The sequence below is a fragment of the Paenibacillus sp. NPDC056579 genome (genome assembly GCF_042793215.1).
Taxonomy (GTDB): Bacteria; Bacillota; Bacilli; order Paenibacillales; family NBRC-103111; genus Paenibacillus_S.
In genome coordinates, this window is record NZ_JBHTVD010000006.1 from 258080 (window position 1) to 273640 (window position 15561).

9 protein-coding genes are annotated in these 15561 nt (G+C 37.2%); all 9 read right to left on the bottom strand.

All coding sequences use genetic code 11. From position 1 onward, the window contains the following. Positions 1–64: 64 nt before the first annotated feature. Positions 65–3856 carry a hypothetical protein gene (locus ACFQ88_RS23435; protein ID WP_379457300.1) on the bottom strand — a complete coding sequence of 1264 codons (3792 nt, stop codon included), beginning with the start codon at positions 3854–3856 and terminating at the stop codon, positions 65–67. A gap of 888 nt (positions 3857–4744) precedes the next feature. Next, positions 4745–7093 (bottom strand): SEC-C metal-binding domain-containing protein, encoded by a 2349-nt coding sequence (locus ACFQ88_RS23440; RefSeq protein ID WP_379457302.1) that lies wholly within the window; start codon positions 7091–7093, stop codon positions 4745–4747. Between the two features lie 466 nt (positions 7094–7559). Continuing rightward, positions 7560–9101 (bottom strand): 23S rRNA (uracil(1939)-C(5))-methyltransferase RlmD, encoded by a 1542-nt coding sequence (rlmD, locus tag ACFQ88_RS23445; protein ID WP_379457304.1) that lies wholly within the window; start codon positions 9099–9101, stop codon positions 7560–7562. 171 nt (positions 9102–9272) lie between these two features. Then, a complete protein-coding gene (locus tag ACFQ88_RS23450; RefSeq protein WP_379457306.1) occupies positions 9273–9758 on the bottom strand; it encodes a helix-turn-helix domain-containing protein in 486 nt (161 codons plus the stop codon). A 465-nt stretch (positions 9759–10223) separates the two neighbouring features. Beyond that, positions 10224–11168 carry a hypothetical protein gene (locus ACFQ88_RS23455; RefSeq protein ID WP_379457308.1) on the bottom strand — a complete coding sequence of 315 codons (945 nt, stop codon included), beginning with the start codon at positions 11166–11168 and terminating at the stop codon, positions 10224–10226. 520 nt (positions 11169–11688) lie between these two features. Next, the gene (locus ACFQ88_RS23460; RefSeq protein ID WP_379457310.1) at positions 11689–12666 is read right to left on the bottom strand and encodes a hypothetical protein; all 978 of its coding nucleotides are present in this window, start codon (positions 12664–12666) and stop codon (positions 11689–11691) included. Positions 12667–12730: 64 nt separating this feature from the next. Beyond that, the gene (locus ACFQ88_RS23465) at positions 12731–13249 is read right to left on the bottom strand and encodes a GIY-YIG nuclease family protein (RefSeq protein WP_379457312.1); all 519 of its coding nucleotides are present in this window, start codon (positions 13247–13249) and stop codon (positions 12731–12733) included. 153 nt (positions 13250–13402) lie between these two features. Further along, entirely contained in the window at positions 13403–14293 is an 891-nt protein-coding gene (locus tag ACFQ88_RS23470; protein WP_379457314.1) for a DUF2971 domain-containing protein, read from the bottom strand. A 426-nt stretch (positions 14294–14719) separates the two neighbouring features. After that, positions 14720–15217: a hypothetical protein gene (locus ACFQ88_RS23475; protein WP_379457316.1), complete on the bottom strand. Its 498-nt coding sequence runs from the start codon at positions 15215–15217 to the stop codon at positions 14720–14722. Positions 15218–15561 lie beyond the last annotated feature (344 nt).

The following is a 15561-nucleotide window of genomic DNA, read 5'->3' on the forward strand; positions in this document are numbered from 1 at the left end:
GATCGTCATTTACACACCCACAATTCCACGACTTTGAAGCTTTGGTTGTTCTATTTTAAAACTATTAATAATCCCTTAACTCCACTTCTCTGTCATGCCACTGAGCATATCTACTATAACTTTCCCCAATAGAACGAAGTAGTTTTGCAGTTCTTGGATAGATTAATTGAATCGCTTCAGCATCGGTATTATATTTTTCAGCTAGATACCGTTCTTGTTGACCTCCATCGTATGCATGGCGACTTGTGGTTCCTCTCATATTTGTATGACTCACTCGAAAGGATATATCAAGCTTCTCGCTCCTTACAAATTCTATCACTGATCGAACAGCTTCATGAGGCCAAATCCCATCCAGTCCGGCAGGACAACGAGCAAGAAAGGCACCAATTCTATCGTCTCCTATGTCCGCACGTCCTGCTTCTGCTAATTCAGTTCTCGCACTTTTAACCCATTCAGTCAGCTTATACTGATTAATATCATTACCATACTGTCCAGGCAATATAGATATGATTTCTAGAAGCTCGGAGGCAAGTTCAGCTCTCTGCTCTTTTATTACTTCATCAATATCTTCAGTGGGATCTTGCCCAACTCTCCGTTTATATGTCCATACGACCAATTGTACAAAAAAACTGTGGTCGTCGGAGACGCTCTTCATTAAGAAACGGGGAGTAAAATTTTCGAATCTGAACATCTTAAGATAAAGCCACTCAATTTGGCGTATTTCTTGTTCAGGTAGACCCCCAGAATCCTGAAGGAAAGCCACAGCATTCGAAATATCATCTCTAACATATTGCAAGGATATTTTGTCAATATCTGTTGGGTTTGTTGCAATTCGAATTAATAATGAAGCGACTAAATTGCAATCTAAATTACTTGTATCTACACCATTACCATAAAAAAGTTGACCGAGAACATCAACTGCAGCCAATGGTCTATTAAATTCTAAGAGCTTAGTCACTATTTGTGAAACGACTTCAATTTCTCTCGAACGTGTATATTGATTCAAGTTTGACCAATAATATTTCTTGCCTCTTTGATTCAACTTCTCCACGAGTTGCAATGTTTCTACATGAACAGGCATGCACAGCAGAAATTTAGCCTTTTTCTCACCCGACCACCTGTTATTGCTTTCCAAAATCCCCCTTGCATAATCGTATGATTCGTCGATCATAGAATACAAGTAGCCTATTGCAAAATCATTTAATGAATCTTTGCGATTTAGCCAGTTTAACGAAGATTTCTCTGCTATCTGTTTGATTTTTGAATGAAACGAAATTGCCCCGACAATACGTGGTAGTTTACAAATGTTGATTAACTCGATTAGCCCACTCTCGCCGCGCTCTTCATAAATTCTTTGAAGCGTGGCTATTCGTATCGCTTTAATATGTTCATCTCGTTCCTCATACTTGCCTTTGCCTCTTTTAATTGGCTTTATCAGTTTGGGCCACTGTTCGTCAAATAAATACAAATTGGCTTTAATAACATCTTTATAATCCAGATTAAGAAACACTTTTTCCAAGCTCGATAATACTTTTTTAGACCAAGACCACTTTGCATTAGGAAATTCTCGATGATGGGATATAGTGTCTCTTAGTTTAGTTAATATGATATTCCTTGATTCACTTGTAAGTGACTGAGCTTTTATATTTAATAAAAGAGAAATAATTTTTTGATTTTGTACTTCAGTGTAGGATGAGACATTATCTATGAGATCAATCGCTCTTTCATCAATTTTGAAATCTGCCATTTCAATCATTAAGTCTACAATTGCATTCACATATCCAAAATAAGCTACTTCTGTTGTTCTTTTATCGAAAGTGTTTGACCACTCTCGGTATTCTGGCTTGTTCAAGCCAGATGTGTGAGTAGTTTTGCTAAACATAAGCTGCACCATCAATTTCCACGCGATATCAGGAAATTGCGGGATCAGCACTTTTGACAGTACTGTTAATCGTTCATCATGAGTTGCTGTACTATTATTAATCCAGCCTAGATACATGTGGACCAACGAATTAAACGGCCGATTCCCCCATGTTCCTCCAGGGTCTATCTCCGATAATCTTGCTAAACATATACTTGCTCTTCCGAAAAATTGTTTGTTCCATGAGACTAGCTCCAATGCCCATAATAGTCCGGAATGATTGCAACCCCCAAATGAGCCACTACTTTCAGATTTGAATAGTCCGAGCAGTGGTGATTCGTCACCAGCACTTCCATCATCAACTGCATCTAAAAAAGCTTCTGGCGCTGCTTCAGCAATAGCTCTCACAATGTCGTTTATAGAGTACCAGAAGGGAGTATTATTATTAGTTCGAAACAATTCCTTCACCCAATGATTAACTAATCCTGAAGGGTTTTCAGTACCAAGTTGATCATTATATTCATCACCATATACAGCTAATATTGTCATACTACCTGCGATCCCATGCTTTAAATTTCTAGAATAACAGGGAATGGCCCCTTTAATACTAGCCATGTAGCGTTCTTCACCAGGCAATTCATAAGAAGGGTCAATATCGGTGACGACTTTTTTTATCGCATCTGCGAACCTAGCAAGGTATAGATTTGCAATGGACGAAGCAATTGTGAGCCAAAGGTCGAACTTCGAGATTACTTGCCATATTGAACCTACTTTCCTAATTGGGGGATCTTCAGATTTTGAAAGTTCAGTTATTATCTTTTCTAATTCACTATACGGTTTCCCGGATAAATTAGACAGTATTTCTTGATCATTTACATTATCCTCATTCCATTCTGTTGCAAAAAACATTGCAAACAACACATCTACCGGAGTATTTTGTGGCCAAATTGGATCAATATAATCAATCGGCCCCATCATCTCATGTCTCAGTACTGGTTTGAGATATCCTTTGGTGTCTTGATATATTTGAACAGCTGCCTGCTCATTAAATCCAAGCTTCTGAATGGCCTGCTGTCGAATAAGTCTTGCTTGTTGTGACAGCACTATTGACGGATCTTTTGTATCCTTCTCGTCTATGGCCAAGAGAATATGATGACCTTTATCCTTGGCTGCTCCTATATTATTTGGTTGAAACCCATGCGCAATTAAAATCAATTGTTGGTAAGTTGAAGAAATAGAATCCCAAGCCGTTTGATTATTGACAACGAGACATCTAGACTTTAAACTTTCTTTACTGGTAATGACAGATAATAAAAATGCATATGCTTCTAGCTTCGATCTTGATTTAACTCTATACACATTGGCAGCGCCCTCTAGTAATTTCAAGAGTTGCTCTTGCTCATTTTCTCGCCCATATAAGAAAAATTCCGTGGTTAACTTTACTGTAGTAGTGCTCGAAAGATTACTCCAAGCTAAATCGACATCCAGAAGATCAGAAGAACGCTTTCCGATAACCTCAGCAAACCAACGCTCCACACTTGGACATTTGTTAAGCCAATCTTCCAAACCCTGAGCATTGATTCCCTTTACGTCTTTCCACGTACCCAGTAACTTTTTATTTTCAACCCAACTCTTATAATTGGTCCACGGGCGTGAAGTTACGAATACAAAAGTAGTATCCTGCATTGTAAATGGAGTTGGATTATTCGAACGCTTTTCAAAATCGTCATCAGCTTTTCCTTTTACTGCGCTATCTGTCCCGAACTCCCAGCCAGACTTCCCCGCGGGGATAAATTCATTTCCTGTCTCAACTTCCAAAGCACCATCCCACCCTGGAGTAGCAACTGAGTTGCCGGAAGGGAAATCTATTTCTATTGGCTGTGATGAAGCATGAATAAGCTTTTTAACTAGAAGAGGGAGAATCTCCTCAGCTCTTCTTTTTTCGATATCAGTCCAGTTCTTTATATCATTAGCAGTAACTTTCCAACCCGCCACGACTTCCCCTCCTATTGGAATACAAATTACTCTTTGCTTAAAGGTGTACGATCTTATTCAGGATTGAATAAGCATTTTAATACTACATCAATCATATTCAATGGAAGCTTCCAATAATTAAAGCAAACATGATTTGCAGTGAGTCCATTGATGCTTGGATTACTCGCAAGACCTTCTTCATATTCAAATGACTTGAAACCAGGCAACACACCATCATGCTTTATAGCAGCATGCATATGGTTTTCGTATCTTTATCCAATTCTCATTATTCAGATAAATCAAAGTCAATTCAGAATATTTTTTTGATTTTGAGGATTGTGAACAAAAACTTAAACATTCACCATTGGTACTAATTTTCTGTTTACCAAAATAATTGAAGATATAAACTTTGCCATCACATCTAAAGTGACTCTAATACGTGATATGTAAGCTTCAAACTCGTACCTTAATGGTAAGTCATCGACTTCAACCGCCGCATTTCCTCAAACTGGACGATAGAGTAATATCTCTTCCAATCGTAGCCTAAAGAGAAGTTATCTCATGTGATATTGACATGCACGAAGCGCATCATCAATATCTGTAAGATATTCCGCAGACTCGCTCGAGATCATATTTTTTTCGTTAATTCGTGGAATTATTGAATTTATCAAATTTACTATCTGAGGAGAAAGCTGTTGTAGCTTTCTAATCTCAACGGCAGTTCTCATACCCAAAAGTGATTTAACCGGATTTCCACTCATGCAAACACAACCCCCTTATTCATACTTCAAAGCCAAAACTTAAAATTTTTATACTGGTTAATCCGGAACTGAATGTGCTGAAACAATTGAGTGATGCCAAGTTCAAGAAGAACCTCGAATTCACACAGCTAACAATGACTATTCACTTTTAGATTTTGTCGATACAACAGCGTTTATACTTTTTGCCACTACCACAAGGACAAGGATCATTTCTCCCCAACTTCTTTTTATCATTGTGTTCCTTGAACTTTTCAGTGCGTTGTTTAACTACGTGCTCCCCTAAAACTCTAAGTTCTTCAATTCTATCTTCTGGTATTTCAGATGATGTTACAATATTAAATTTAACGTTTATGAATTGATCATCATCTCCATAATACAAATCAATACATAGTCGATCCCGCTCATTATGCATTAACATATTAGCAAAAATATAGCTCATTCTCTCCTGCTCGCTCATTGCGGTTATCTGAGGTTGATGAACGAAAAGAGAGTATCTGACCTCACCATATGTGGATACTTGGTTCATCCGACTAATTTGTCTTTGCCTAACTAAAGAATAATCGATGGCATTTGCGAAGCTATCCCTGGTAGGGTAATCACAATCCAATAAAAACGTAGAAAAAGTATGTCGCTGAGGTACATTATTACGAGACATATAATCAATGATTTCTTGAATCCTGTTAGGAATGTATTGTCTCGGTTTTTCAAAGTTCAGCTTCTTATTATGTAGACTTGCAAAATAATTATCAATTCCTTCCCTAAATCCCATAGCCACAAATTGGGCCTCAGACTCAAGTTCCTCTGCATCCAAAGTATACATATTTCGGTCTAAATATAGTCCAAGATGATCTAACTCGTCATTTAATGAAAGTTGTGATGTTTGAACTGCTTTCTTCCGTTGTTTAAAATAGTGTAAAAAGTTGAGTGGGGATTCAAATATATCGGTATATACTCTTAAATCATCTATTGATATGGAAATTGAATCACTTCCAAGTTTAATGAAGCTAAGCTTTTCTGCTTTTGCGGCAAACTCATTAAAATTATCTACAGTAACGCACACAGTAAATACATCAGAAAAATCGGAAAAGTTCAAATCTACTTTTTTGTTTCTTTCCCTATCATAAATCAGTGCCGAAGGATGGGAGTCGATATAGTTCAAAGTTCTCTCACATTGATAATCCGCTTTTTCAATTAGTGCTTTAAAGGATTTAACATGTGCGTCATAGTCAGTGATGGCAGGAGTATATACAAAAGATCCTGCTTTAACTTCAACAATTAGCAATACATTATCATATACAATCAAAATATCGTTTTCTGCACAATCCTTGAGCGAGTTTCCTTTAGGATAATAATTATCTCTATATGTCTGACATCCAGGTAGAAGCTTTTTCATTAAGTTCTCTACCATAACTTCACTAGCATGTTGCTGAATGTGCGACCAATCATTAACATAGCTTGGTTTAAGTTCTCTAATAGTTTTTTGCATCACTCTATAAATGTTATCGAACAAAGAATAATAATCAAAACAGTAGCTTGTGTTCTCTATTTTAATAAAAGGTTTCTTATGCACTGGCAAATCAGTAATTGGCCAACCTGCGAATTCACCACTAAAGAATGTTTTGTTTTCATTGAGTGACAATGAGAGACTATTTATCAAATCGTCACTCCATCCAGTAACTGCTTTTACATTGTAAAGAGAGAACCCAAACATATCTTCTACGCACTTTAATGAGTTATCCTTGCTCCTCATTTCTTCAAAGTAATCGTCCTCGCTCTTACCAGAACTAATCCACGCATCAAGATTTTCAAACACTCTACCGAACTCATTAAATGCTTCCGCCTTCCCAGAGGAAAGAGAGTGTTCTAGTTTATTTAAGCCTTCTAAAAATTCGTCAGCAGAAATGTGAAACAACTCATTTATTACTGCATCATGTGGCTGAATCAGAGCTTTTATATGTTCATGCTGATAGTATTGATACCTGTCACCCTTTATAGATTGCGATATTTGAGATTCTACTATATATTGCAACACTTCAATATCAGCATTCTCATCTTGCGCCAATTTATGTGCAGTCCAAACAAAATAAAAGCCTATAATTTTATTTTGTAATTCTATTATATCAGCAAGAATCTCATGGTACTTGGAAGAGTCATCATCCTCATCATCACGTTGAGTGTAATTGCTTTCCGAGGATACGAGTACACTTTGGACATACTCCAACGCTCTCGTAGTTTGGTTGTCCTCTAGTTCATATTGGAACTCAGTAGTTTTATTGATTAATGACATATAGAACATAGAAACTAAGAAGTTCATTAGTTTTAAAGGATCGCAAGAAGAAATTTTATTTTTTATCTCTTGGATTAAATTGTCTATATCCTGCTTGACATTTGAATACTCAGAGCTTTGTTGCAGGGGCATAGACTTATACTCATCTGAAGCCATTTGATTTCTTAAAGGAATCATATTCATTAAGGAGAGTTCTTCACTTTTATTCATGATTTCACCTCATCTTGTAACTTTAAATTATTACTATCCTTACTATCCTACTAAGAATCATAGCCCATTCCTGCCGCAAATTCCAGAAAATATTCCCAATTATGACATGCAAAGGACTCCTGCAAGTAGCAAGAGTCTCGTTTTTATTAGTCCTATATGGCTTAAACCAGCTTGTCCGCATCCACCAGATTCCCAACATCGACGCCCATCGTATGAACTGATTAATCCACAGCTTGAAGTGAATCTTTATTCCGTCTTTTCGAACCTCGATCCCACCAATGATCGTGCGGAGCATCATTTTCTGCTGCAGAATCGAAGCTTGATTGAACACCTTGCGCCAGTATGGGATGTACTGCTCCAAGGTCTCTAATTCTTTCTTCTCAATCTTATAACTCCACAAACAAAAAGCCCGGGCGCTTAATACTTCCGGGCTTCCACAGACAAGTAAATGCTGCTCTCAAAAATGCTAATTCCTCACGAGCGACACACAGCACTCCACATGAACGGTATGTGGAAACATATCGACCGGCTGTACTTCGGCTGTTCGATACCCTCCATCCTCTAGTATACGAAGATCACGTGCAAGTGTTGAAGGATTACATGAGACATATACAATCTTCTTTGGCTGAAGTTCAATTAACGTCTCCAGTAATGAAACTTCACATCCCTTGCGTGGAGGGTCAACTACTACAACGTCAGGAATGACTCCATTTCGTTGCCACTGTGGGAGTACCTCTTCTGCTCGTCCTACAGCAAATTCTACATTTACAATACCGTTTAAGTCAGCATTGATTTGAGCGTCTTCAATCGCTTCTGGTACAATTTCTACTCCGTAAACCCGCTTCGATTTTTTGGCAAGAAACAATGAAATGGTTCCAATCCCGCAATAGGCATCGATGACCGTTTCTTGGCCAGTCAAGGCGGCATATTCTAGCGTTTTTTCGTATAAAACCTCAGTTTGAACAGGGTTCACCTGAAAAAAACTTCGTGGAGAAATGGCAAAACGAAGGTCTCCAATATAATCATAGATCACTTCGCGACCCCAAAGGACGATTGTCCTATCGCCAAATATCACGTTCGTTTTTTGTACATTTATGTTTTGACAGATGCTAGCTACTTCTGGGATAGCCTCCCGAATCCGATTTACCCACTCTTCTTCATGAGGGAGTTCTGCACCGTTAGTCACCAACACGATCATAATCTCTTTAGTTTGGAAACCAACCTTCACGACGACGTGACGAAGTAATCCTGTACCGTTAGCCTCGTTATAGGCACTTATCCCAAGCTGTCCGCCGATCTGTTTAATGGTTTCGACAATTCGGTCACCTTCATCATGTTGAATCAGGCAGGATTCCATATTGATAATCCGATGCGTACCTTGCGCGTAGAAACCGCCAACAAGGCCCCCTTCGACTTCACCAATTGGAACCTGAACTTTATTCCGATAACGCCAAGGCTCATCCATACCTAAAGTATCATGGACAACCAGACCTACAGCTGGATCATTCTCCTTAGAGACGTGCAACTTTGCGATACGTTCTAAGTTATCAACGACGATTTGCCTTTTAACTTTTAATTGCGCGTCATAACTGAGATGTTGTAGTTGGCACCCCCCACATTGTTCGTAAATGGAACATGGGGCAGCGACACGATCAGTACTACTTCGAATTAACCGAACTAACTTAGCGTAACCATACTGTTTCTTTACGTGCTCAACCCGAACAAGGGCAAGTTCTCCGGGCAAGACTCCAGAAACAAACAAGGTATAGTCATTAAAGCGACCAACCCCTTCTCCAGTGTGTCCGATTCCAACGATCTCCACTTCGTATTCATGACCCACCACAACAGGCAACGATGTAAGCCAGTCTTTAGAACCCTCAGCATTTCTCTGCACACCTCGGCGGCTTGAGCGCTCTTTCACAACAAGTGGGTTCCGCTTGGATCTTTGGTTTTCTGACATTGGGGGTTGTATAGAACTGTTTGTTTTACGTTCTTTTTTTCTCTGCATCTTCATTCTCCGTACTTCCGTGTAAAGTTCTGCTCCCCATAATATAAGAACGTTTCCTAAAAGTCAATTAATAGCGGCACTTTACTTTCATGCAGAATAATATGAAAAATAAATTGTTAGAGTGATCAATAACGTTGCCATGACATACCTGTGCATCCTCGATAACCTTTGTTACTGTGCTTGAGCTTGATTATATGCCTGGTTAAGTTCGTCGAGAGCGACAATAAAAGCATGGTACCTTCTTTGTGCATACATTTTGCGCCTCTCCAAATCCTCTGGCCTTTCTTGATAATACGGGCTTTTTATTGCACTTACATCAAACACTTCATCTAAATGCTTTTTGAGATCTGCTTCCTGGATCTCTAGTACTGTTTGAATAAAGCGAATCGTTTCAGCAGTAAGTTGTAAAGTATAAGTACTTGCTCCTTGTCCACCAGATTCTTGTTTTACTTTCGTAGGTAAAGGTGTAAATAGCGGACCCCGCGGAGCAATATTTGAAGCACCCATCCAATCCCGAAGTACATCTTCGTGAAAAATAATCCTGCTTCCTACCCGTATATTGGGGATCTGATGCATTCTTACCATTTCGTAGATTTTGGCAGTTGAGATTCCCAGCATCTCAGATACTTCTTTTACATTTAGTGTAACCCTAACCAAAGCAACCGCTCCTTGTTTACGAAATTTGCACTGTTTTATTTAATAACCCTATTATTCCCATCCCTTTGCTGATATAGTACTTTCGAGTAATTGTTACTAGAACATTTTCATGGCTCAGACTGATTACAATCTTAAAGTAATATGCAATTGTTTATTCGATCCTTGTTTGTTAAGTCTGACAGCAACCGGGTATTACCCGTTTATGAACCTTCAATTGCTTATAAGATGACCACTAATTCTGTGCATACAAAAAAGGGGCAACCAGAATTAACCCGATTACCCCTAAAGTAAGCAAAGTCCAAGCTTCTACAATTTACAATTATGGTACTTATTTATATTTTGTCATCAACTAATTCTGACAATTTTCAAGTCTTATTTCACAGATTTCCCAATAGTATTGTGAGTGTGAGGCTCCAACTACCAACTAATCCCCTCTTTATGCTCCTGAAGCTGCGTGTTTGGCAATTATACTTTTACCTTTTCGACAAAAAAACGATTCTTGATGTAGTCAGCAACAATTGCTATTGCAATCAAATCAAATATTTTTGAAATAATAATATGGCCAAATTGAATATACTTTAGCTCATGATTGTTTACTATTTTTTCCAAAATCACACTCGAAAATGTTTCATCTGAGATTGGTAATGAATAATGTAATGAAAACGTGAAATAGAATGTTCTCACGACGCCCATAAATTGTCCTAATTCACTTTGTTGCTCAGTAGTAAAAGCAAAAGCTAGATAGATGAAAGAAAAGACGAAGTCAGGTAAAATAACTAAAATGAAAATTGTTGCTCCCATTATAATCGCTTGTATTCTATGTGTTTCTTTATCAATGTTTTGTATGCTTTTATGTACGATGGAAAGGAACCTAAAGATAAAATACGTTGCTAATAATGATATGGTTATAATAATGAAGAGATTTATTACATCTCCCCTTTTTATTACCTCAGTTAAATCACCTTTAGGAACAATACTTGAGATAAGTTGTGTAATCACAAAAATAATAAGGTATTCGCTTATTACAGCACCAATCCCCCATAAAATTATTTTGCCAAGTAGAAGATAAAGTTGAACGAACATCTGCTTTGATTTTAATAGTATTTTGTTTTCTAAAGCATTTCCAAGTCTTATAAAAAAAATAAAAAATAATACTAAACTCAAACACAAAAAAAGGGTGGTATTTGCCAATAGGAGCCATTTAAGGTAAAGCGGACTTCCCACTAAAAATAACGTAATTGCTATATACAATTTGCGTTTATATAAATCTAATGCAAAATTACGAATAACGAAGTTTAGAGTAAAAAGGTAAATTACAAATATCATTTCATTCCTATTCTTCGCGGTCAGGGTAATTAACGAGAGATATGTATATGCAATAAATAAAGGATTAATTATGTATTTTACCATATGTAAACACCTATCGCTTAATTTAATAATTATAATGAGAATAAATACGCTTCTGCTTTCGGAAACCACACAGAAAGTTTGTAGAGACTTTAGAATCCCCAGACTTCACGCCTTTCACAAAGTCATCGATCAAATGTCTTCTGATCGTAAGAGCCAACAATACTAGTACCTTATTCTGCTGAGCAATTTCAACAATATCCGGTGATTGATCAAGAATATACATATTTTCTACATGCAGTCTGATTCGTTAGGCTAATTGAAGAACGATTACATCTAGCATCATCCATCTGGCATTCAAAAGATCTCTGAATAGGTTGTCCTTCAATTGGTACTCAATTGATACTTGGAGAACAGTTGATTACTGTAAGCTGCACTATTAACGATTATGCTTTTTGCACCTCACTCCGTACTCCATATATCAGCACAATGTGTCGCCGCGGGTTCATAACTTTCATTAGTCTGAATCCCGTACTTTGTGCATGATCATGCATAAAGTCATTTCCAGTAAAGAAATTTTCACTTAAATTATTTCTTGTTGCAACATATACTCATTACGAATTTGAGAGAGCGACTTTCCACTTTCTTTATGTATTGCAAAGACATAGGTCTGTATACTTGACCATCCAAAAAGTTGTTTTAACCAAGTTTGCATGGATTGCTCATCCCCATTTACCAATACATTTCCATTGGACTGGAGTATCGCTTCATCGTCTTTGCCTTTTGCTACAATAACGTCCCCCTCTTTTACCACTCCCCAAGTTAGCAGTGAATCAATCTTAGGCAAAGATCGTCTAGAAAATTCTTTATTTGCCTTCACTGTATTTGATAAAGATTTATCTAGGAAATTTACATAATAATCATCATAATTGGCCAAAGGAAGCAGTTTTTCAGCATTAATATAAATGTTTTCGTTAATCGCATACGGTGTTAACCTAAAACAACTTATATCCACATTATTACTGTTTAGCCACGCTACTGCAGATAGGGTCTGCTCATCGAAGTCCGATGCCACAAGTATTATTCTTTGTTTATTATTAAAACTGTTTTCGGAGCCGGTAGTCTGTAAGAATTCATTAAGCTTCCTGATTCCTATTTCATAAGACGTTAGTTCTCCAATCTCTAGTTCATTGCGATATTTTTCGATATATGGAGCGTACACTTTCTTAACAAGATCATCCGTGGTTTTTAAGGTGGCATAACTAGCGGCGTATCGAATGGCTTGAAACTCAAATGCCTCTTTCCTACCTTCAATATCCTTACGACCTCGCTTGATTTCAATTAAGACAATGTTTCCACTATTGTCGACAGCAGTTAAGTCACTTCTTCCATTTTTCTCATTTTTAACCTGCCGCCCCACAATAAGCATCGATTCTTCTTCGTCACACAGCATATCAATACTAGTTCGTAAAATTTCTTCAATATCATTTTCCAATAAACCAAACTCTGAAAACGTTACTGCTTCAACCTTTTCAGCTTTTGTTCCATTAATGTTATACACAAATATACACCCCAATCTTAGACCAGCTAAACCGCCCCCGATGCGTGAATATTATGTAGCGAAGTCAGTTTAGCTTACTTATTCCCTTTTGTTCTTGTATTCTTCTACAGATGTCGTTTGGCTTTAATAGTTGTGTACTTAACAATAAGTCGTTAGATTCAATAGGCATTTCAATCTCGGAGAAACTATAGTTATGAGTGTGGAATAGTATTTCAACTTCATCATATGAAAAGTTATCCTCATTCTCAAAAACTAGTTCCCCTAAACTACCGGAATTTACTCGTATTAGTATCGAATCAAATAACATAAAAAAATCTTCTGATCCCAAATACCATTCGCCTTTCATTTTGTATTGATCTATTAGTTTATGAAAGACACTTTCAAGTCCATATATTTCTTCTCCAAACTCAGAAAAAACCACAAAAATATTAGTTATTTGGTGGGGACTTCCCGTTTGTATATTTTTTATTCGTTGATATAAGTTTTTTGTTCGACCGATCTTAATAAAAAAATCATCCTTGTACGAACAAACCACTATATAGATCAAGTTAGAGTCAGTAAGATTAATATCTCTCACTCCCATATTTTCTATCTAAATAATTTCTCTTGCCAGGCTAGGTGGCTCTGCCACTTTAGCCTTGCAGGGTAGCTTTCCAGATTGCTGCGCTTCCTCGAATCTCCTTGGGCAGACCGTGGCTCCTACAGGAGACGCAGCGGAATGCGGTGTTATAGATGTTTAAAACCTTAAAGGTATGCTCGAGCGAATGACGGGTATTCCAATGTATCCTTTCTTGGCTAAAAAGAACTCTAACCCATTTTGGGCTATATCTATATTGTTTTTAGGACCAACAGTGATGTTTTTTATTGGTAATTTATTATTATGTGTCAATGGCCTGACTTCTATATATGGTGTAATCGTCCCGTTCCTCTCCCTGAAAAGAACTTTTTGATTATATCTTGCCTTTTCATGAGTTATATCGTGCTGAAAAAACACTACCCTATATTCTTCTTCGTGGGAGAAACAAGGGTCTTTGAAAAAGATACCAAAGAGAGCCAAAGAGACAACTAACAAATTTAGGCCTGCCTTTAACTCTTTAAGATTTTCATCACTCTGATTATTGGTATATTTATCGATTTCAGCGCGATATTTTTCCATTTCATTCTTTATTAATTCCCTTTGCCTATCTCTGTTGTAAATGACCTTCCCATGTATACTCAGTGGCACATTATCAAATACTTCTTTCAGAAAAGTTCCTTCGAAACCTATGTTATATCCATAAAAATTTGAGTAACTTGACCATAACGTCAGTGAATCACCATTAGTGGTTAACGAAAAAATATAATAGTTTTGCTCGTTCACGTCACCATTAGAACCGTACTCTATATATGATTTTTCTTTCATTATCATATCCAATATGTTACTAAGTAGACTCATTTCTTTTCCAATTTCTATTATAAGTTTATTTATATAATCTATCTCGGATATATCATTTAAGAAATTACTCTTAGAAACCCATAAACACTCATTTCCTATTATTCCCATTAAACCAGTTGCACTTGTGTAATGGTATAGTATTCCTTCTTCTATTTGTTCTAAAAAACCATCTAAATTCCTATACGTGTTCATAGAAAATCGTCTCCGTCTTCTTTTTATGTTTGCATAGCTTTCAACCCTCACCAACTTAAAGCCCGAATGGGCTGGCCGCGATGCGGTTAATCGGCGTAGAGTTGTCTGCTCAATCTTATTCACAAACTTCATGATTACCTCGGTACCTTGTATGAGTAACCAATTACCTAATATCGATTATACCACATCATGGAAAAAGGTGGGCAATCTCCTAGTCAAAAAGAACTAAACCCCTGGAACTCGAGGTCCCAGAGGTAATGAAAATTCTTTTGTATTACACATTCACCAACAAGGTTGTTTCACCTTAGTACAACTAATAAGTACAATCTTGCCAGCTGAAGCAATAGCTATCATTTCTTTTTCAACTGCTGGCAGCGAGCAAGGTAATCCGGATAACCCTACCTGCCCCTCATGCCAAGAGGCTACTTAGAAAGAAATGGGTTCCTTTAAGATTGGTGGGTCAAATGATTTAAAAAGTGCTTCTGTCCAACGCTTATATTTTTTCTGAGGTTTTTGATACCCCTCAAACTCAAATAGAGCTTGACTCAAATCACCTATATGATAAGCAACCCCGTCCCCCCATCTAGCGAACGTATGTTGATTTCTACGGATATTACGGATATTGGCGCTTAATTCATTCTTGACGCCCATTTTTTCTGCCTTCCCTATGTATAAGGGAATAAAGGAATTCGCTACATCTTTTCCCATTACATAGATGATACCTTCCCATCGATTGTCCTTTAAATTGGACTCAATCGTCTCAATTATTGCGGTTTCCATTAATTTTGACCGTTTTAATAATCGCCGCTCTCTATCCTTCACGACATTTATTTTAGTCTCAACACTCAGCTCATCATAAGTTTCAAATAAAGGGGTAATAGAATAACCCTGATTGGAAATTAACCATGAATTAAATGAAATCATCTGCGGTTCCCCTCATGATTTAGTAAAAATTCAGGATATGCATCAGAAGCTAAACTGACCAATTGGTATTCTACAGAACCAATCGTGCAAGGAAAATTCGGTATTGGAGGGATAGTAATTTGAGTATCTAAAATAACTATCAATTCTAGGTCCTGTTTCAAACAACCATTGTTATCATTAACATCTCTTGCCATCTTTTAGTCTTTTCCCTTTCCTTAAACCATCTAGATGTGATTTCCACCGGCTACTTGGAGAGTTACTTCGTCCTATGTAATTTGGGATAGAATCATGATCTTTTTTCATTAATAGAACGTAAATAGAGTCCGAGTAACTTTGATGTTCAA

Excerpts from the sequence above, each read along its gene's own strand:
- ACFQ88_RS23465 (WP_379457312.1), bottom strand. The coding sequence starts at position 13,249 with ATGGGAGTGAGAGATATTAATCTTACTGACTCTAACTTGATCTATATA.
- ACFQ88_RS23440 (WP_379457302.1), bottom strand. The coding sequence starts at position 7,093 with ATGAATAAAAGTGAAGAACTCTCCTTAATGAATATGATTCCTTTAAGA.
- ACFQ88_RS23455 (WP_379457308.1), bottom strand. The coding sequence starts at position 11,168 with ATGGTAAAATACATAATTAATCCTTTATTTATTGCATATACATATCTC.
- rlmD (WP_379457304.1), bottom strand. The coding sequence starts at position 9,101 with ATGCAGAGAAAAAAAGAACGTAAAACAAACAGTTCTATACAACCCCCA.
- ACFQ88_RS23475 (WP_379457316.1), bottom strand. The coding sequence starts at position 15,217 with ATGATTTCATTTAATTCATGGTTAATTTCCAATCAGGGTTATTCTATT.
- ACFQ88_RS23470 (WP_379457314.1), bottom strand. The coding sequence starts at position 14,293 with ATGAACACGTATAGGAATTTAGATGGTTTTTTAGAACAAATAGAAGAA.